The 20840-nt window shown below is 55.6% G+C and carries 13 protein-coding genes; 4 read left to right on the forward strand and 9 right to left on the reverse strand.

The genetic code is table 11. The features are described 5' to 3' along the window. Nucleotides 1-906 precede the first annotated feature (906 nt). The 8 genes from SH678x_RS01715 to SH678x_RS01750 all read right to left on the reverse strand — a co-directional run bounded on the left by SH678x_RS01715 (nt 907) and on the right by SH678x_RS01750 (nt 11846). The gene (locus tag SH678x_RS01715) at nt 907-1698 is read right to left on the reverse strand and encodes a class I SAM-dependent methyltransferase (protein WP_496921157.1); all 792 of its coding nucleotides are present in this window, start codon (nt 1696-1698) and stop codon (nt 907-909) included. Nucleotides 1699-1779: 81 nt separating this feature from the next. Then, nucleotides 1780-3144 carry a YcjF family protein gene (locus tag SH678x_RS01720; protein WP_496921158.1) on the reverse strand — a complete coding sequence of 455 codons (1365 nt, stop codon included), beginning with the start codon at nt 3142-3144 and terminating at the stop codon, nt 1780-1782. Further along, nucleotides 3141-4709, reverse strand: a complete 1569-nt coding sequence (locus SH678x_RS01725) for a YcjF family protein (protein ID WP_496921159.1) — start codon at nt 4707-4709, stop codon at nt 3141-3143. Before SH678x_RS01725 ends, SH678x_RS01720 begins: the two co-directional genes overlap by 4 nt. Before the next feature lie 281 nt (nt 4710-4990). Beyond that, nucleotides 4991-7270 (reverse strand): glutamine amidotransferase, encoded by a 2280-nt coding sequence (locus SH678x_RS01730; protein ID WP_496921160.1) that lies wholly within the window; start codon nt 7268-7270, stop codon nt 4991-4993. Next, a complete protein-coding gene (locus tag SH678x_RS01735; protein WP_496921161.1) occupies nt 7267-9405 on the reverse strand; it encodes a BatA domain-containing protein in 2139 nt (712 codons plus the stop codon). Before SH678x_RS01735 ends, SH678x_RS01730 begins: the two co-directional genes overlap by 4 nt. A 3-nt stretch (nt 9406-9408) precedes the next feature. Further along, complete coding sequence (locus SH678x_RS01740) at nt 9409-10305, reverse strand: DUF58 domain-containing protein (protein WP_496921162.1); 897 nt, start codon at nt 10303-10305, stop codon at nt 9409-9411. A 28-nt stretch (nt 10306-10333) separates the two neighbouring features. Further along, complete coding sequence (locus SH678x_RS01745; protein WP_496921163.1) at nt 10334-10852, reverse strand: hypothetical protein; 519 nt, start codon at nt 10850-10852, stop codon at nt 10334-10336. Nucleotides 10853-10889: 37 nt separating this feature from the next. Then, nucleotides 10890-11846 (reverse strand): AAA family ATPase, encoded by a 957-nt coding sequence (locus SH678x_RS01750; protein ID WP_496923048.1) that lies wholly within the window; start codon nt 11844-11846, stop codon nt 10890-10892. Between the two features lie 211 nt (nt 11847-12057). Between SH678x_RS01750 and SH678x_RS01755 the strand changes: the two genes are divergently transcribed. The 3 genes from SH678x_RS01755 to SH678x_RS01765 are packed head-to-tail and all read left to right on the forward strand — an operon-like array spanning nt 12058 to nt 15132. Next, nucleotides 12058-14415, forward strand: a complete 2358-nt coding sequence (locus tag SH678x_RS01755; protein ID WP_496921164.1) for a DUF4159 domain-containing protein — start codon at nt 12058-12060, stop codon at nt 14413-14415. Nucleotides 14416-14452: 37 nt separating this feature from the next. Further along, on the forward strand, nt 14453-14686 hold the full coding sequence (locus SH678x_RS01760) for a hypothetical protein (RefSeq protein WP_496921165.1): 234 nt from the start codon (nt 14453-14455) through the stop codon (nt 14684-14686). Continuing rightward, nucleotides 14683-15132, forward strand: a complete 450-nt coding sequence (locus tag SH678x_RS01765; RefSeq protein WP_496921166.1) for an HNH endonuclease — start codon at nt 14683-14685, stop codon at nt 15130-15132. The genes SH678x_RS01760 and SH678x_RS01765 overlap by 4 nt, the downstream gene beginning before the upstream one ends. A gap of 6 nt (nt 15133-15138) precedes the next feature. Here SH678x_RS01765 and SH678x_RS01770 read toward each other — a convergent pair whose 3' ends face one another. After that, the gene (locus SH678x_RS01770) at nt 15139-17400 is read right to left on the reverse strand and encodes an efflux RND transporter permease subunit (protein WP_496921167.1); all 2262 of its coding nucleotides are present in this window, start codon (nt 17398-17400) and stop codon (nt 15139-15141) included. A gap of 274 nt (nt 17401-17674) precedes the next feature. On the opposite strand from SH678x_RS01770, the gene SH678x_RS01775 reads away from it, so the two are divergent. After that, nucleotides 17675-20833 (forward strand): LPS-assembly protein LptD, encoded by a 3159-nt coding sequence (locus SH678x_RS01775; RefSeq protein ID WP_496921168.1) that lies wholly within the window; start codon nt 17675-17677, stop codon nt 20831-20833. The last annotated feature ends 7 nt before the right edge of the window (nt 20834-20840 follow it).

The following is a 20840-nucleotide window of genomic DNA, read 5'->3' on the forward strand; positions in this document are numbered from 1 at the left end:
GAACCAGGAGAGTGAACGCGGCGATCAAACTATTCCCCTAAAAACACAAACCTTAAGAAAGTCATTTGAAAAGATTGGGTCTGTCATCAATTAAGACAACTAATTCTAACACCAATCGTTTCAAGGGCTTTCGTCTTACTCAATTTGGAAAAAAATTACGTTTACACGAGTCACACTGGACAAGTTTCCGCGCGACGAGCGCGAATCAAATTACCCAATGCAAACAATCTCAATCGTATGGAAGCTTGCTCGCAGAATGCGTCGGCAGACTTTACGCGATCGGCACGGCCTATCAGCCTCGTGAGACATACCCAAATTTAAGTGTCTCGTGCTCGATCCTCAAAGTCAGCCCACATGCCCCATGAGCGCGCTTGAATTTCAAATCACTACTTTCTGAAATGGTCCTTCCTGGAAATGACGGCTTCCCAATCATGGCAAACCCACCATCAACCGAAGTACCGATCATTACCTCGGAACAAGTAACCGCACGCAACTTGTTCCGGAACCGTTCTCAGACCCTAGTCTCAATCAACCCGGCCAGCAGATATGCCCTTAGGCAATAAGGTCACTTGGCAGCTTTGGTCATCACCACAATGAGAGTGTTGACCTGGAGGGGAGATGCCGAAGTGAGCGTCTTATTTTGCGTGCGTCTGGCTCTTTGGGGAGTTACTTGAGGGGAGGGGGGAGAACCAATCGTTTTCAACCTTATAATTTTATCTGGGGACGAGCGGCGGTCCAGTGTTTTTTTGAAGAAAAACTTGACAAGCGTGTTTAAGCTTCTTTGGCAGCCTCGCGGCCACATCACCAAGAGCACAATGCTGGCAGAGGAATAGCCCTGAAAACTCGTCTCAGGCGGTTGCGGCATAAGAAGTTAGGTGGCAGCACGATAACAAACAGCTGCGTGCATCAAACATGCTTCTTTTTAAGTACGTAGACAACATCTTCAGTGGCCGTCGTGACTTCAACGGGCGTGTTGATGTCGTACCCAAAGTCGTAGATGCCCACGACTTCCAGATCGCTGCTACTGTCGATGAGTTTTTGCATTTGTGCGGCCGAATAGGTGCGGAAAACAACCCGATCCTCGATGCGAAACTGTTTCGTGGGGGTGTAAACGTCGAAACTCATCCCGACGGCTTCTTGCCGTTTGCGTGTATTGCATTCGATCACCCACAATTTGGAGAGAACCGCCAGATTCCCCCGCCGTGCGGCCCAGCTTTCCTCCTGCATCGGATCGACGCTCGTAGGTGTAAGATGCAGGCCCAACACGTAGATCCCGCCGGGACGCAGGGCGTTGGCCATCGCCTGCAGGTGATTCTCGGCCTGTTGTTGTGTGGCAAGATGCCGAAAGCTGTTGATCGTGTTGAACGCGGCATCGACTGGTTTGCGGAGCTTGAAGTCGCACATGTCCCCCACAAACGTCGATCGGGGAAAGCCCGCCCGCTCGAGTCGATCATTGCAAAAATCGACAGCCGCTTCGTTGAGGTCGAGCCCCCCAACTTTGTAGCCTTCCGCCGCAAACTTGACGAGCAACCGCCCCGTACCGCACGCGGGTTCAAAAATATTCTTAACCTTCCCGCCACAATGCTTGTCAAAACAATCAAGCAGAAAATCGAACTCGGGCTTCCAGTCGCTGCCGTACACCAAGTCGTAGTATTTGGGAAAGTCGTAGAGGCTGGCTTCGATGGTGGGGAGTGTCATGGGCCCAGTGTATCGGCAGAATAGTTGGGCTGCAATGAATTTGTCTACTTAGATAGCCGAGTCATCCTGGCTCGGAAATACTTATTTCTCCCCCACGTACCGATTGAGCGAAATCTTTTTGCCGATTTCGACCTTCAACCGTTCAAGCACCGATTCTTTGTCGGTGTTCGATAGGATTTGCTTCACGACTTCCTTCGGCGATTCGTCTCCCCAGCTCGCGCCATGTTGGAAGTAATGCCGCGCGGCTTGGCCGACGATGTACGAGCCGTATCCCGCCGCGGCGCCTTGGGGGAGCGCCGTCGCCACGGTGCCGAAACCTACGGTGAGCGCTTTGAAAATGCTCGATGCATAACTCACCGCCGCTTCGCTAAGCATCACCCAGCCGGCTGCTTTGAGAATGGAAGTGACGAGGTCGCGTGCGTTCGATGTGGTAATATTCATGCCATACACGCGGCCCAGCGTGACCACCATCGTCGCATCAACTGCTGAACCCCCCAACACATCAAGAGCTGGTACGGGATTCAGAGCGACGGCTAGCGATTTGGTGACGGCGAAATTCCAGATCAGCCGCGAAGCCTCTGTTTCCCGTAACCGAATTCTCAGCGCCCCCATGCGATCGCTCTTATCGGCGGCGAACATCGCGGCGTTGAGCGCGATCAACGATTTGCCTTCGGCGTTGAGAACTTCCAGTATGCGGCTGCGTAGCTCGCTCACTTTGGGCGCGGGTTTTCGCCATTCGTGCCGCACGCTGCCGTCGGGAGATTCGATCACGAACTCCATTTCGCGTGGATTGGCCTGCGTCACCAAAATATTGGCCGGTTCGACTAAACCCGCGAGCCGGCGACCGCGGAACAATTCCAAGAGTTGCTCAAGTTCGTGACGTGAATATAAATCTGACTTGTTAAGCACCAACAGAATCGGCTTGTGACTGGCAGCAAGTTCCAACAGAGCGGAGTATTCAGTTTCATTCAAATCGGAATCTGTGACGAACAAGACCAGGTCCGCCCGCGCGGCTGCCGAGCGGGCCATTTCCGCCCGCTGCGCGCCATCGACTTCATTGAGTCCCGGCGTGTCGACGAGCACGACTTCGGAATCCGCCAGCCCCGGCACGCGATAGCCGATGCCGTTCCATGGCACGTGCCACACGTCTTTGGTCCAACCCCCTTGCACGTTGACGTGGGTGATTTCATCACCGACCAACGCATTGATCAGCGCCGACTTGCCGGTGCTAATCTCACCAAAGACAACAATTTCGACCCGACCGCATTCGAGCTTTTCGGCCATGCGCTCGAGTTCGCTCAGATCCCGCGCAAGTTCCGCGCGTTCCGCGGTGGTACAGCCTTTGTACTTATCAATGGCGCGACGCACCGAATTCACGGCCGCGTGAAAATCGGTGTCGCGGTGCGTGCCGATGGGTGTTGTCTCGAAATTTGGGGAATCGCTCATGACTGGCCCTCGTCACGCAGCGATTTGGTGAGTTCCGTGCGACCGCGCTGCACGAGCTTGCGCAGCTGATCGGGACTGGTGAGCAATTGCCATTGATCGCGGGCAAGTTCCGCGATCCCTCCGGGTGGTGCTTCCATGTCGCGGCGATAGTATTCGACAAACACATTGCCGATCCAACGCGTGACGAGGGCTTGCGTGATGCCTTGCACAAGTCCGCCCGCAATCGTGCCAATGCCCGGCACGGTTTTAAGCAGCGAACCAACCCCCGCGGCCACGGCGGGTGAGACGGCGGTCGCCCCTACCATCGCGATGAGATTCTTGCCAAGCTGTTCGAGCATCTTCACCACGCCGTCGGTATCGATGGGCTGCTTATAAACGTTGGCCAATTCGATCACCATTTTGATCGTGATCGCACTCCCGCCTGCCAGGTCCAACAGCGGAATGGGATTGATCCCCGCCGCGCCACCGGCAGCCCACATGTGGCGGTTGATGATCTCGTTCGCCTTGGCATCGAGCACCGCCCGCACGCGATCCTTGGCTTCATCGACAAGACCACGCGATTGGAGCAGTAAATTCGCGAGCAACAATTCACGGCCATCTTTCTGTACGATTTGCAGCAGCCGTTCGGCAAGCGGCGCCACATTCGGCGGCACTTCGTATTCTTCGGTCAGTTCCTCGCCGGTGGAGGTCACGCGAATCCGTTCACGATTCACCGCCGCGGCCCGCACGGCGACGACATCTTTCGGAGCAATGCCAGGAAGTTGCGCGACAATCTGACCCACGAGCAATTGTTCCTCTTCCTCGTCGTACCAATCTTCCTTGTTGAGGCAGACGACGATGCGTTTTTCCATCTCGCGAAGTTTTTTGACGAGATCAACTTCATAGGATTTAAGCGGACCATCGACAACGAGCAGCACCAAGTCGGCATTCTTAGCTGCCAGTGCCGCGACCGCGGCCCGTTCTTCGCCACGGACCTCGGCAAGGCCGGGCGTATCGACCAACACAACCTGCTCGTTCGTGGGCCAAGGGACTTCGCTCCGCACCGAGGTCGTGCCGCCGATGACGTCCGAAGCAAAGACTTGCCGCCCGGCGAGCGAGTTGAGCAGCGACGACTTGCCGCTGGAGATCGTGCCGAACGCGACAATTTCAAGCCGCGAGTCGGCGTGCTTCTTATCAAGAGTTTTAAGAGCTTTCTCGATTTCACCGCGCAACTGCGCCGAGACCGCTGCATCGGCGGCAAAGTTTTGACTCGTGCTTAAGTTCTCACGCAATTCGGCCTGCAACTGCGCAGTGGAAAGTTCGCTGGGATTCTGCTGCCGACGTTCGCGCCCCAGGTCCTTCTTACGAGTGTTTCGCCACAATCGATAAAAGACGACCACTGAAGTGCCGAGCAACACGAACGCGCCCAGGCCTACCGCTCCGAGATAGCCATAAGCCAGCCAGGGGTAGGAGTTAGCGATTGTTTGATAGCCGCCAATGATCGAAGGGAGCCACGACACGAGCAAGTACCCCGCCACGGCGAGATAGATGATCAAGAGCAGCAACATTCCCCGGGGGAGTTTCATGTTTTAACGGTAAGGTAGGGAACGCGGACGAACACGGATCAAACAGATTGGTGTGGATTAATTTTACAGGAGGAAGCGGAGTGAGCAGAGTTGTAAGATTAACCGCTCATGCACGCTGAATTTCGCTAATTAATGCGAGATCAAATATTAGCGAGTATTAGCGTTCGTTAGCGGTTAGTCTTTGGTTCCCCTCTGCTTCCTCTGCGATCTCCTGTAATAATCCGCACGCTATCCTAAGCATAGTTGCTATTCGCTTGGCGAGACAGGTGATTGGTCGGGTGTTAGACCATTCCCCAGCGTTTTCGCAGATACCATTCACCGCCCAGGCAACCCACGAGCGTCAGCAGCATCGGCCAGCTGTCCCAGAGGCTATGCTCGGTGGCGATTTCTTCCTCGAACTCTTCCGTGCGGTCCTTGAGTTTTTCGAGCAGATCGGGCAACTCTTCGGGGGCGAGTCCCGCGCCTCCCGCGTCGGCGGTGAGGTTGGCCAGCGATGCCATGAACGTGGGCTCCGCTGCGGGTTGGTCGAGTTCCATGTCGCGGTCGGGAACCGTGAAGCGTGCTTCCGCCGCGCCGAGCACACCCGCTGAGCCTGTGGCGGTGACATTGATTTGATAATCGCCGGGGACGGTGCTTTCTTCAAAGCTACCGACGAAATCTTGCCCGCGCCGCGAAACATTGACCGTCGCGGTCGTGCCGTCGGGTTTGTTGACTTCAACTTGAAACTTGGCATCGGCAATTAGTTCGCGGTTTTTATCCAAGGCCCCCACGGCGAATTCCACGCGGCTGCCGCGCTGGTAACGGCGTTGATCGAGTTGCACGAACACGGATTCGCCGCTCGTGTCATCTTTCCGCGACAGCCACAACACGAGTTGCCGCCAGAAGCGTTTTTGCAATTCGCCAAAGCCTTCCATCTGCCACCGCCACGTGGTGTCGAAGGCCACTGCCGCGGTGCGACCTTCGCCCCACGTTCCGACGACAATGATCGGCGAGCGCTGGGGATCATCGGCCTCGGCAATGATTGCCGAGTTGGGTTTGATGGCCAACCGATCAAATCGGTTAGCTCCATCAAGCGCGGGGAGTTTGTTCCAATCGAGTTTGAGCGCACTTTCCTCATCGAGTTGGAAGATGGGATGCAACCGATTGCCCGCGGTGAGTGGAATCATGCGGATCGGACCAGGCAAATGCATATCTTGTCGCGGCGGTTCACCAAAGTTCTGCCGCTCGGCGGGGCCCATAATGATGGGCAGCACATCGTCCATTGGCGTGTTGCGAAAGCCCCCGGGCCCGAAACTATGAAAGCCCCCGACCATGGCCAGCCCCGCGCCGTTTCCAACTTGATCGGCCATCATCTGCCAAGTGTCGGGGCTTAAGCCCATGTAATCGACGTTGCCGATGAGAAAGACGTCGTATTTGCCGTCTTGCAGTTGGTCGCGCAAGTCGAGTTGTTGCCGGCGATAGTTGATCTGTTCGTAACGGACATGCTGATCGGGATACGACTGAAGTGCCGCGCGGACAAACCGTGGTTCGATGCCCGGCCCACCCCCTAAGCGCTGCGTCCCCGCAAGATACAGGATATTGATGCCCCCCTTCATGACCGTGACGAACGTGCTTTGCGAATTGTTGGTCGTGGCGAGCTCACCGTCGGGGGGCTCGACCGCCACCGAGACTTTGAATTCCCCTGCCTTTTGCGGCGTGTAGCTCAGCGTGAGCGGATACTCTCGCTGCCCGGCCGTGATGCGCACTTGCCGAGTGTCGACTGCTTCCATTTCGCCGTCAGCGTTTTCCCACAGAAGCTGCACCTTGACCGTTTGGTTACTAAAACCGTCTGCCGACAGCATGGCTTGCACAGTGGCTGGCGTTTCGGCGAAGAGTACATTGTTCACCAGTAAGTCATCCACGCGCACGTCGGATTGCAAGCCCAACGAAGGCTTGCCGTAGGTGAACGTATAGAGTGGGATGCGATCGGTGGCCAACCGTTCGACAGGAATTTGCGGGGGTTCATCCCGAGGGGCGAAGGCGCGTTGGGCCCCGTCGCTCATCAAGAGCACGGCGACGATTCGCTGCTGAGACTCACCCTCCAGCACATCGTCGAGCGCCGCTCCAACGGCGGTCTGCGCACCGTCGGCATTTTCAGGCAGCTCAAACTCGCCGTCGTCGAATTTGACTTCGCTTGTTTTTTCATCAAAGTGATAAAGCTTCAAATCCCAGGCTTCAGCAAGCTCCGTGAATTGGTCCGATGCCGCGGCGAGCGAATTCTTGAGTGCCTGCCAGCGCGACGTGTCACCGTTGGCATCGTTAATGGTCATGCTGCGAGAACTGTCGGCCAAGATCAACAGCGAGCCCGGCAATTTGTTGGTGTCGGTTGTGACCAAAGTTGGCCTGAGCATAACGAGAAACAACAGCAAAGCCGTCGCACCGCGCAAGGCCAGCAGAATTGTCCGCTGCTTGGGGGTGAGTTTTCTGCCGCGCGGCCCGACCGTGAGCACTCCGATTAAGAGCGCAGCGATGCACGCCATGAACCACCAGCCACCGACGGGATCGATCGACCAACTTGTCATGGCTGACGCTCCTCGCGGTAAAACCGATTGGAGAGCAAATATTCCGAGCCCCACACGAGGGCCACGACCATGATCGCCCAGGAAAACAACTCACGCCCCCGGCGGCCGATGTTCACGTATTGTTCCACGTCGGCAAGCGAATGGGCGAGTTCAACGCGTTGGGCGGGGAGCGCCGCCAGGATCGTTTGCGGATCGGCACGAGCGAGATCGCTCAATTCAGACTGCGCATTGATACTGAAACCTTCATCAAGCGCGCCGCTGGCTCCGCCCGCGGCGACACGATAGTTGCCGAGTTGCTCGGTCGTGCTGATGCGAATTGCATCTTCCCCCGGCGGCAAGGTTCTTCGCAAGGCTTCGCCCGTCGGTTCTTTGAGCACAAAGTCGGTCACCTGTTGCCGCGGTGAAAGTGGCAAGCTGACCGTTTCGCCGGCGTTGAAATTCAGTTCGCCCCCTTGGTTCTGTGAGAGATAACCAACGAGTTGATTGGCGAGTGCGACAAACACCCACGGCGGTTCTTGCGTCGGCAAAGCATTCCAAGAATCCCGTCCCACGGGTGCGAGTGGGTCCGACACCGGCGTGGCAAAGGTCATCACGCGGCCACGACCGACGGAACGCTCGACCAGCGCGGGGTCGTTGTTCGCGAAGCGTGCGACGACATAAGCGTCTCCCGCCAATTCGCCGAAGGTCCAAAAACTCCACACTGGATAAATCTGCCAGGGAATTTCCTCGGCATAGTTTCGAAAGCCCACGAGCGCAGGGTGGTCAAACTGCTGGGGGCGAAACCAAGTTTCTTGACGCGAACGGAGTTTCAAAGGCCCAGGCAACAGCTCTTGCGGCGGATCGGTGTTGAATGCGCTCGGTACGGCCCGATGGCCGAGAAAAATACCAACGCCACCCCCTTTGCGGGCAAACTCGGCGAGCTTGTTCCAAACTTCGTCGGTAAGTGGGGGCGGGTCCAACAAACAGACGGATTCAAAATCGGTGAGATTCAATTTGGCCGCATCGGCAAATCGACTCACCGTGCATTCAAAGCGTTGCGGTGCGTCGGGTCCCATCAGCGAGGGGCTCAACGCTTCCTTGAGGAACAATGTGTCGGCCGCCGATTCGCCCAGTAGCAGCACCTTGGCCGCCGGGCGGACTTCGACCGTGAAGTAACGGCGATTGTCGAACTCCAAAGGATCGCTCAGCGCAATCTGCACGGCCCCTTGATGAACGCCAAGCGGCAAATCGCCGAGCACGAACTCCGTTTGGCCCGTGCCGTCGGAACCCAATTCCACGATCCGCTGCCCGCGCTTCACGAGTTTGCCGTTGGCATCTTCGAGAAAAATTTCCACGAGCGGTTGTTCAGAATACCCCACACTTTTGACGTCGACTGTCACATTCAACGGTTCGCCCGTGCGGAGCGAACTTGAGCGCATTTCGACCGGAGCGAGCGACATGTTCCGCGCATCGCCACTTCCCACGTCGACAACGTAAATCCGCACGTCGGGTGAATCAGTGAGCGCTTTGTTAATCGCCGCGAGAGATTCCTCGTTGAACGACTCGATGCTCAAGTCGCTGAAGACAAACACTTCCTGCCGACGGTCTTCTTGCTCGGCGACCAGATCGATCGCATTGCGCACGGCTTCGGCGAGCGCGCGGGGGTGCGTTTCGGGCCGCAACCCACGAATTCTTGTTTCGGCTGTGTTCTTGTCCGCAGCAAAATTGCTCGTCGAACGGCTTAAGTCGATCACCGCGATCTCGGTATCGTCAGGCAACTTATCGACCAGCGTCTCCGCCATCGTCGTGGCCTTCGTTAGCCGGCTTTCATTCCGTTCGACATATTGCATGCGGAGCGAATTATCGAACACCAGCGCAACGGCCAGCGGCGCGCCTTCTTTGCCACGCAACCCCGTGCCACGCAGCGTGGGGCGGGCCAGCGCGAACGCGATGCCTGCGATCAACAAACAACGCATCGCCAACAGCAGCAGATGACGTAGATTCAGCCGACGGCGGTTCGCATCGCGACGTTGCTTGACGAATCGCAATGCCGGAAAGAGAAATTGCTGCGGCTGCCGGCGCATCACCAGATGCAGAATGATCGGCACGGCGATCAAACCGATTCCGGCAAGCAATAGAGGGGTTAAAAATCCCACGACTTATCCCATGTTCTTGCGATTGATGAGATACTCGGTGAGCGCCCTGTCAAATGGCATGCTCGTATCCAGCGGCACATAGTCGATACCGCTCTTGCGGCATTCGCGTTCGTAGTAGGATCGAAACTCGCGGATCTCGTCGAGATAATCAGCGCGATAAGCATCGGCATCGACTTCAATCGTTTCGTTCGACTCGGGATCACGCAGTTCCACGAGGCCTTCAAACGGGAAAGCGACTTCAGCCTGATCCAAGATATGAAACAGAATGACGTCGTGCCCGCCATGGCGCAGGCGGCGTAGCGCGGCAATCACCGGCTCGGGGTCCACGAGCAAATCGCTGAACAGCATGATCAGGCTGCTGTGCTTGAGCATCGCGGCGAGTTGAATCAGGCTTTGCGCGACGTTCGTCTGATCGCGCGGCTCAAGATTGGCGAGCACCGACAGGATGTTACCGATTTGTTGACGCTTCGACTTTGGCGGCAGGCAATTGACGATTTTTTCGCCAAACGTCACCAGCCCGACGGGATCGTTCTGGTGGATCATCAAATAACAGAGCGCTGCCGCCAGGCAAATGGAATACTCGAACTTGGTCAGTTCTTGTTCGTGGCTATAGGCCATCGACGCGCTTAAGTCCATCACCAGATAGCCAGTGAGATTGGTCTCGGCTTCATACTTGCGGATATAGTATTTGTCGGTTTTCGCGTAGACGAGCCAATCGATATCGTCGGGATTGTCGCCGTGAACATATTTGCGATGTTCGCTGAACTCCACGGAAAAGCCGTGAAAGGGGCTGGCGTGCATTCCCTGGAAGAAGCCTTTGATAATAAACTGAGCGCGTAGGTCGAGCCGAGCAATATGCCGAATGACTTCGGGTTTCAGATATTTTTCAACGGTCGACATAATTCAATAGAACGCGGAAGAACACGGATTAGGCGGAGGGGCGCGGATGGTATGCAGACAACTCAATAGGCTGATCAATTATTGAACTCAATTCGGTTTCGAGATTTATTAATGTTTCTTGTTTGCCATGCTTTGAATCGTGGAAGGCACGATAGAATCTAATTGTTTTCGGCAAGCGCAGGGGAGATATTTTTAGAATCATCGGATTGAAATCTTTTTCCCCCTTGAATTGAGAAAACAGGATCGTTTTGAGCGAAATCGGTGGCCACTTTGACCGATTAGACCAATTCAAGACATGTGCTCGAGTGCTAATGAGAGGTAACAAACCTGCCTCAAAATAGTCTTTCCACAATGGACTATCAGAGTAGATGACTAAAAAGTCCTTGCCCCGCCAAGGCCATTTCAACCAGACAACTGTTACAATTAATGAACTATAAAGAGTACATGCCACGATCCATATTAGAGCAGCAACAACTACTACTGGGACTAGTAGTGTTAATGCTAACAGTACGGTGAGATATTTCGCTGGTCTGTTATCTGTGCCCATCTGCCAAATCCGTGTTCATCCGCGTTCACTATTCTTGCTAACTCGCGTACTTCGGCTGCTCGGGCACCGGGATTTCTTTCACCAATCGCGCGATCACGTTTTCAGTTGTCATCCCTTCGGCTTGGGCTTGAAAGTTTGTGCTGATGCGATGCCGCAACACGGGAACGGCCACCTTTTGGATGTCTTCAATCGCAACGGTGAAGCGACCGTCCATGGCGGCGAGCGCCTTGCCGCCGTGGATGAGGAATTGCCCCGCACGGGGTCCCGCGCCCCAATCGACAAGCTCGCGTATAAATTTCGGTGCCGATTCATCGCGTGGTCGAGTGGCCCGCACGAGCGAAGCGGCATACTTAATAATCAGTTCGCTCACGGCGACCGAGGCGACGAGCTTTTGCAGATTGAGGATGGCCCGTGATGAGAGCACTTTGCCGACTTCAGGTTTTTCGTGTCGCGTGGTCGAGGCCAGAATCCGCTGCTCTTCGTCCAAGCTGGGATAATCGACCTTGATGTTGAACATAAAGCGGTCGAGCTGTGCTTCGGGAAGCGGATAGGTTCCTTCTTGCTCGATCGGGTTTTGCGTGGCGATGGTGAAAAACGGATCGGGCAAGGAATAAGTCGTTTGACCGATCGTCACTTCCCGTTCCTGCATCGCTTGCAAGAGCGCGGCTTGGGTTTTGGGGGGTGTCCGATTGATTTCGTCTGCGAGCAAGATATTCGTGAACACCGGCCCTTCGACAAAGCGGAAGCTCCGTCGGCCATGTTCGTCTTCTTCCAAGACGTTCGTACCCGTGATGTCCGAGGGCATGAGGTCGGGTGTGAATTGAATGCGTTTGAAATTGAGATCAAGAATCTGCGCAAGCGTGCTCACCATCAAAGTCTTCGCCAGCCCCGGCACGCCTTCGAGCAAACAGTGGCCCCGCGTGAAAATGGCGGCAAAGATTTGTTCGATGACTTCGTCCTGACCGACGATGACCTTTTGCAGCTCTTGCTGCATGACCAACCGATGTTGACGAAAGTCCTTGAGAATGTCGCCTAAGTTACGTGACACTGAGATTGGCTCCTCGACTGATGAAAGTTCCAGCGTGAATTTTATAGGTCCGCCACGGGACCGACAATGCAAGGAGCTGAATGCATTGTTTTCCCAGTCGTCGCAGCTTACGATTAAACACGGTTTTCTGATTGTGACTGCGTGAATCGGTGTAGGCATGAAGCGCCATCGACGAATTTGGATTATTTTCTGTTTGCTTATCTGGCAAGCCGCGGTGCCCTATTTGCTTCATGCTCAGCTGCTTCCCGGGGCCGCCGCGGAGCCGATCACGGCCGATCAGGTTCGCGAGTCGATCGACGGTGGCGTGAAGTATTTGCTCGAACAGCAAAATGCTAATGGCACTTGGAACGATCTGGCTCCCTATCCTGGGGGCGTGACAGCGCTCTGCACGCTCGCACTCTTAAACTCGGGGGTCGAGCCGGGGCATCCCCAAATTCAAAAAGCCCTGAGATATTTGCGCGACATCGAGCCGAGCAAGACCTACAGTGTGTCGCTCCAAACGATGGTCTTTTGCGCCGCCGAACCCGATCGCGATCAAGTGCTCATTCAACGAAATGTCAATTGGCTCGAAGCGACCCAAGTGCCCAACGGTGCGTGGTCATATCCTTCCGGGGATGGCGATAACAGCAACGCGCAGTTCGCCGTGTTGGCTCTCCACGAAGCGGAACGCGTCGGGGCGCAAGTTCGCCTCGATACCTGGCAGAAGGCCGCCGACTATTGGGCGAAGTGCCAGAACCCCGATGGGGCTTGGGGCTATCGCATGGATTTCAACGAAGGCCTCGGAAGCATGACCTGCGCGGGCATCGGCGCCACGGTGATTTGCAACGAGCGCGTCCGCGCGGCCGATGCGAAAGTCGAGAACGGTTTCGTGCAATGCTGCGAAGAATCGGAAGAAAACGATTCCATTGAGAACGCCATCAACTGGCTCGCGCGGAATTTTTCGGTGAGGCGCAATCCCGGTCGACGTGGCGGCGGACAGGTGTGGCACTATTATTATTTGTATGGACTGGAGCGAGTCGGTCGACTCACCGCGCGGCGTTTTATTGGCGATCACGATTGGTATCGCGAAGGGGCGGAGTTTCTCGTTCGCCAGCAAGACCCATTCAGCCATCGTTGGCAAGGACAGAATACCGCGGAGGATAGCCCGCACATTGCCACGTCGATGGCGCTGTTGTTTCTTTCCAAAGGTCGACGCCCCGTGTTGATTGCCAAGCTTGAGCATGGCCCCGACATGGATTGGAACAATCACGAAAACGATTTGGCCAATCTCACCGCGCGAATCGAAAAATTGTGGAACATGGCCCTCACCTGGCAAGTGATGGACCTGCAATCGGCCACTGTTGACGATTTATTGCAATCTCCCGTGCTGTTTCTCACGGGGAGCAAACCGCCGGAACTTGATGGGACCGAAACCAAGATGCGCGATTATTTAGATCGCGGTGGTTTTCTGTTTGCCGAGGCGTGTTGTATGGACGGCAGTGGCTTCGAGCAAGGTTTTCGCGAATACATGGATAAAGTTTTTCCTGAAGAGGAATACCGCCTCCGCCGCGCCGGACCCGAACATCCGATTTGGCGAGTGGAAGAATTGGTTCGCCCCGAATCGCCTTATATCGGGCGGATTTGGACGGTCGAATATGGTTGCCGGACGAGTGTTGTCTTCTCAGAAGTCGACCTTTCCTGTTATTGGGAGTTAACAGGCCGCGGCAGTCGCCCGACATTTCCCGATGCGATTGAAAATCGCCTAGCCGATGCGAATGCGATTGGCGTGAATGTCTTGGCGTATGCCACCAATCGTGAGCCCAAGGGCAAGGAAGCGGCATTCGTCGATACAATCGACCCGGCGGAAATCTTGGCGGCGGGGAGTCGCGGCACGATTCAAATTGCCAAGTTGCAGCATGGGGGGGGCTGCAACGATGCGCCGGGCGCGCTGGTGAATTTGCTGCGCACGGCGGCTCAAGGCGATCTCAAGTTGCAGATCAGCACTAACGAATATCCGATCTCGGCCGACAACCCGAATCTGTCACGCTACTTAATGGCCTTCATGCACGGCCGGCATAATTTCCGCTTCACGCCCAACGAGCAGCAAGCCCTGCGTGAGTATCTCACCAACGGCGGCACGTTGTTCGCCGACAGCATTTGCGCGAGCAAGGAATTTATCGTTGCATTCGAACGAGAAATTCAAGCGGTTTTGCCGGATGCAAAACTTGAGCGCATTCCGATCACCGATCCGATCTTCAGTAGCGCGGCCGGCGGGTTTGATATTCGTAAAGTGAAACGCCGCGATCCGGTTTCGCGCCAAGCGAACGAGCCGCTCGAAGCGCGCACCCGTGAAGTCGAACCCGAACTCCTGGGCATGCAAATCGACGGCCGTTGGGCCGTGATCTTTTCACCTTACGACATCAGCTGCGCGCTTGAGCAACACGAAGCGATGGAATGCCGCGGCTACACCCGCGAAGACGCGGCTCGCATTAGTCTCAATGTGCTGCTGTATACGCTGAATCCCGATGCGGAGTGAGAATTGCCATCCGTCTTTGGCGTGGTAGAATTGTGGTATGATCCGTGCTTACGAAGAAATTGTTGACTTTATTGCCGCCGGCACGACTTCCGACGCCGTTTCGCGGTTTGAAGCCTCGGAAGCCACGAAAGAGCAAGTGGCAAATCTCGTCCATAAAGAGAAAACCGTAGGACTTTCAGCGGACGAGGCTTCCGAACTTGATTACTTCTTAAAGATCGAACACCTGATGCGGCTGGCTAAGGCGCGCGCTTTGAGTCTTCGCGCGTTATGAGCAGCTATATTCCAGCCGACCTACGCCGTTTAGTAGAATCACGGGCTGGCGAAGTCTGTGAGTATTGTCTCATTCATCAGGCAGATACATACCTTGGTTGCCAAGTCGATCATATTATCAGTGAGAAGCATGGGGGATTGACCGAAGAGTCTAACCTTGCACTCGCATGCACGTTCTGCAATCGAGCAAAAGGGTCGGACATTGGTTCAATGTCGCAAACGACAGGGCTATTTGTCGCCTTCTTTAATCCTCGTAAGGACAAATGGCCGGATCATTTTCGCATTCAAAGTCACATCATTGAACCGCTTTCAGCGGCTGGTCAAGTGACGGCACGAATTCTTTCATTCAATACGGCAGAGCGTTTGTTGGAGCGTGAAGAATTAGTTCGCTGCGGAAGATATCCTTCTGAAGCAGCCAAAAGAATGAGTGGTCTTTCAACTTCTTAATGGCGTTCACCTCTCCACCACCCGCAACAACAGCGGCAGCGCCACCAGATTCCCAACCAGCCCGCCGATCATGGTGAGGCTCACCAGCGTGCCGAAGTAGACCGTCGGGATAAACTCGCTGAAGCAGAGCGTCGAGAAGCCGACCATCAGGGCCAGCGTGGCGAGTACCGCGGCGCGGCCGACGCTCGATTGCACGTCGAGCAAGGCTTGATCGCGTGACAGGCCTTGGCGCTTTAATCTTAGATAGGACATCACGTAGTGAATCGAGCCGTCGACGGAGAGCCCCACCGAGACCGCGGCGATCATGGCGGCGCCCATGTTGATTTTCAGGCCCAACCATCCCATGAGTCCAAACAACCAAAACACGGGCAGGATATTGGGAATCAGCGTGGCCACCGCAAGCGGCAAACTGCGAAATGCCCACGCCATCACCAACAAAATACTAATGGCAGAGACAGCAAAGGTTGTCCACTGATCGCGCAGTAAGCTTTCGATCAGGTGAGTAAACAACACAAAGTAGCCCGTGACGTGTGCCTCCGGATATTCCTTGGAAGTCGTCGCGCGAACTTGAGTGATCAAAACGGCTTTTTCACTGGCTTTGAGACGTTCCGGGGCACGCAACATAATGCGCAAATAGCGCTTGTCGCTGTCGGCGGTGGGGTTGTAGATCGTGGCGATGAAATCAGGCAGCCGTCCGCGAACTAGACTCAAGCTACCACGCACCGCCATATCAGCGCCAAGGGTAATCCGTTTCAAACCACCGCTGCCCGCATCGAGCATATCGGCCAGCGAAGTTGTCTTGGTCAGACCGGGGGCTTGTTGGCGTAACTGCTCTTCAAATTCAAGGATCTCCAACACAAAAGCTTTATTCATTCGAGCAGGCGCCGGGATCAGAATGTCCCAAACGCCCGCCCCTCCGAAATTGTTGTCGACAAATTGAAATCCGCGAACGAGATCGCTGTTTTGGCGAAAATTGCGTGTGAAATCGGTCTCTTGTTCGAGGCGAATATTTCCCACCACGGCTAACATCGTGATGGCCACGGAAGTCACTCCAATGAGCCGAGCGTGTCGACAACTCCAGTCGTAGAGCGCTTGCAAGCGCCATTGCAGACGCCTGGCCTCGAGTTCCGGTTGTGGCTTCTCGCGATGCTTGCCAAAGAGAATGATGGCCGGGGAAATCATCACGATTACGACGAGAACCAGCATGCTGCCGATCGCCATCATCAAGCCAAAGTCGACAACCGGTTTGACGCTGGAGACCATCAGCGCGGCGAAGCCCAAGGCATCGGTCAAGCAAGCATAGAACAGCGGGGCAGCCACCAATTCGGCGGTTCGCTGGAAAGCTTCGCGTGGCGGAAGCCCAGCGAGCCGTTCATCCCGATAGCGAACGATCACGTGCATCACCGCGGCAATTCCCACGACGGTGACAATCGCCGCGAGCATCGAGCTCACCATGCTTAGCTCAAGATCGAGCGCCACGAGAACGCCCCGCGTCATGGCCAATGTGAGTTGCACCAATAAGAGGGGCAGCACCAGCCAACGAAGGTCCCGAAAGCAAATCCAAAACGTAATCAACAAGAGTGCTAAGCACCATGTATTGAGCCGACGACCATCGATCTCCAACAGATCAAACGCCTCGCCGATGAGTACCGGCTCGCCGATCAATACTCCGCCGGGCAAGGGATTTACAAGCTGGCGAAGCCCGGCCAGCGTTTCACGAGTGGGAACCTTTGCGTTGGCATCTTTATCCAACAAACAAACCACACCGGCTGCATCCAAGGTGTCGTTATGGGTGTAGCCGGCAAACACATTTTTAAGTTTTTCTGCGCGGATGTTGGTGTGAAATTCTTTTCCTGCATTACCAAGCAGGCCCGGAACCTCGTGCAGTGATACGACTGATACCACGCCGGGGAGTTCTCGGGCGGCTTGCGCCAATTGATCAACGCGTGCCAATCCCTCCGCCGTGGGCAACTTGGGATCACGATAAACGGCCAAGACGATTTGATGTTGGCCGAAGGCTTGTTGCAACTTTTGATAGGGTGCGAGCAGCGGATCATCGGGAGCGAACATTCGTTCCAGGGAACGATCCATTTGCAAATCGCGTCCGATGTATGCACCAGCTGCTCCCAATACGAGCGCCAACGCCAACAGCCACCAGCGCTGCTCAATGAGCCAATGAATCGCTGAATGAGTGGAAGTGTCGGACATCGTGTCGGCATGACGGAGTGGGAAAGAACGTGAGGCGGGATGCGTAGTATCGATGTTCATGACACGCTCGACAACTCAAAGGGAGGCGGGGAAGGGCGGTTACTTTGCTGAGCGCAGGCGGTGCTGGCGTGTTACCCACCAAGTTGAAAAATTGAACGCTTCACCACGGTGGCCTGCGGAAGCCGAATGGCCGAATAATTTGGCGTTTTAAGTCGTTGACCTCAAAGGCTTTAGGAACTGCTAGCAACAAGCCAAAGTACCTTGCTTCCCTTTTTGACGGCTCCTATACTTCGCCACCCAAATTTGGGCAGGATTTTTTTCGTAACTCGAACCCTTGCTTATCGTTGGCACGATTGCCATTCCCATTTCAGAAAGCCCACCCCTGAGCATCGCGCGCATTACCAAGCGTTGCCCGCCCTCTCTCCGCACCAGCCGGACCGGCTCGCGGTGCGCGAAGTTCTTCCGCGTGTTGCTCACGCTGATGTGTTTTCTCGGTTTGAATGAATTTAGTTCTCGCGACTTGCGAGCCGAGGAACCTGCTCCAGCTGCGAGTGCGTCGGTAGAGCCGATCACCATCGCGGCCGATTGGTGTTGCCGCTGGCAGCAAGGGACCTACGAAGTTTGGCATCTGAAAGGGAATTGCTACATCAACCACGGGCTCACCTATGCCCGTGCGCCCGAAGCTGTGTTGTGGCTCGATGCCAACCGACCGGCTCACGATCCGAATCGTGTTGTGGTGTACATGGAAGCTTCGCGCACCGACAAAGTCGTGATCGACGATTCTCCGGTCGCTGGCGATCAAACTTCGCGCAAGACGGAAACCGCTTGGTTCAAGCGTTTGGAAACCAACGGCGAATTGCGGATGAAATTGCCCGAACCGGTGATCGCGACTCCACAACCACCACAAATTTACGATCGGGGCCTCGCGCATTTCGATCCCGAACATCAACGCCAATTGATGCTCGCACAATACAACGAATTCTTGCCCCCGGCGGTCGCCGTTCAGCCCAGCCCAAGTGGCATGCGCCGTATTGAGTTCTTCCCGCGTAGCGATTTTCCGCCTGATATTCAGAGCAAGAATCTGCCCTCGGGCGAAACGGCCGTGACCGTTTCCGGTGGTATGCGGCTGCTCATCGAAGGTTTGCCGACTAACGGTTTGCCGAGTGCTTTTGGTCCCGTTGGTACGGTGGATATCACGACCGATCGCGCGGTGATTTGGACTGCTGGCGACTTGGGCGTCGGTGGGCAATCGTTCCAAAGCCAGGACACGCCGCTGCAAATCTACATGGAAGGGAACATCGAGTTTCGCCAAGGGGATCGCGTGGTTTATGCCGACCGCATGTTTTATGACGTGCGTCGTCAGGTGGGTGTGATCTTGAACGCGGAATTGCTCACGCCGCTTCCCCGGACCGAGAATTTTGAATATCAGGGGCTCGTTCGCTTACGTGCCGCGGCGATTCGCCAACTCGATGCTGCGAATTTCTCCGCCACGGATGCCCTCGTCACTACCAGCCGTTTGGAAGAGCCGAGCTACCATTTCGGCGCCAATGAAATTACGTTCCAAGACATGCAAACGCAGGCCTTCGATCCGCAAACGGGGGCCGTCATCACCGATCACGCACAACTGGCCGAGAGCCAAGGCAATTTCGTCTATCTCTCGGGAGTGCCAATCTTCTATTGGCCGACGATTGCCACCGACTTGCGCAAGCCGACCTTTTTCATCGATAGCGTTCGTCTTGGCAACGACAACGTGTTTGGCTTCCAATCGATGTTCGACCTGGATGCCTACCAATTGTTCGGCATTCGTAACGCTCCCGCTGGCACGGATTGGGGTTTGAGCCTCGATTACCTCAGCAAGCGTGGTTTGGGCCACGGCACCGATTTCTCTTATGGCCGGAACGATATCTTCGGCTTCACGGGACCGGCGCAAGGAATTTTCGATTACTGGGGCATCTACGATAACGGCAACGACAACCTCGGTTTTGGCCGCCGCGATATTGTGCCCGAGGCAAACTATCGATATCGGCTCTACGGCCAACACCGTCAACGCTTGGACAACGGCTGGGAAATCACCGGTGAATCGGGTTGGAGCAGCGATCTCACGTTCGTCGAGCAATACTTCGAACAAGAATGGGATGAACGCCGTGATCCGCGCACCGGTCTGCGGGCGAGGCACATCGTCGACAATCGCGAATTCCTGATCGAAGCCAATGCCCAGGTGAATCCGTTCTTTACGGAAACGGGTTGGTTGCCGCGACTCGATCATTACTGGCTGGGTCAATCGCTTTGCGATGATACGCTCACTTGGTTTGAGCATTCGCAGGCGGCCTATGGGCGCATTGACTACGCCAGCACGCCGACGAATCCGACGTTGGCCTCTCAGGTGGCCGATGGCTTGCCGTGGCAAGGTCCTCCCAGCACGAATTTGGCGGGTGAGCGCTTGGTCACGCGTCAGGAACTCGATCTGCCCATGATGCTCGGTGGCGTGAAAGTCGTACCATTCGCACTGGGTGAACTCGCGCAATGGGGCGAGGATCTCAACGGCGAGGAACTCCAGCGGGCGTACATTAACACCGGCGTGCGGGCCAGCATGCCGTTCTGGGCGACGTTCCCGAGTGTGCAAGATCCGTTGTTCAATTTAAATGGCTTGTCGCACAAAGTCGTGTTTGAAGCGGAAGCCACCTACGCCGATTCCAGTCAAGATTTCGACCAACTGCCGCTCTACGATCCGCTACAGGATCAAAATATCTTGCAGATGAACTTGCGAACCTACACCGGTTTATTGCCGCCCCAGATTCAGGATCCTAAATTCCTTGCACCGAATTACGCTTTACGGACCGGTATCCAAAGTTGGGTTACGTCGCCGACGACTGAAATCGCCGACGATCTGGCGACCTTGCGTTTGGGTATGCGGCATCGTTGGCAAACCAAACGTGGTGGCCCCGGGCGGCAACACATCGTCGATTGGCTCACCATCGATTCGAACATCACGTACTTCCCAGACGCCAATCGCGATAACTTCGGTCAAGATATCGGCCTGTTCAATTACGACGCCCGTTGGCATTTGGGAGATCGCTTTACCGTCCTCTCAGATGGCTTCGCCGATTTCTTTGGTGACGGCATGAAGACAATCTCCGCCGGTGTGCTATTGAATCGTCCCACACGGGGCAATGCTTATCTGGGCTTGCAATCGATTGGCGGGCCGATCGAGAGTAACGCCCTGATTGGCAGCTACAACTATCGCATCAGCGAGAAATGGATTTCCTCACTCGGTGCTTCTTACGACTTCAGTGATACCGGCGCGATCGGCCAGTCAATTTCCGTCTCGCGGATTGGCGAATCGCTGCTCGTGACTTCCGGCTTGGCGTACGATTCGTCGAAAGACAACGTCAGCTTCATCTTTGCCATCGAACCACGATTCTTGCCGAAGCTCAATCTCACCAGCCGCACGGGCATCGAAGTGCCACCCGCGGGTGCGTACGGAATCGAGTAGCAGTACT

It is taken from the genome of Bythopirellula superficialaquae, from assembly GCF_059632245.1.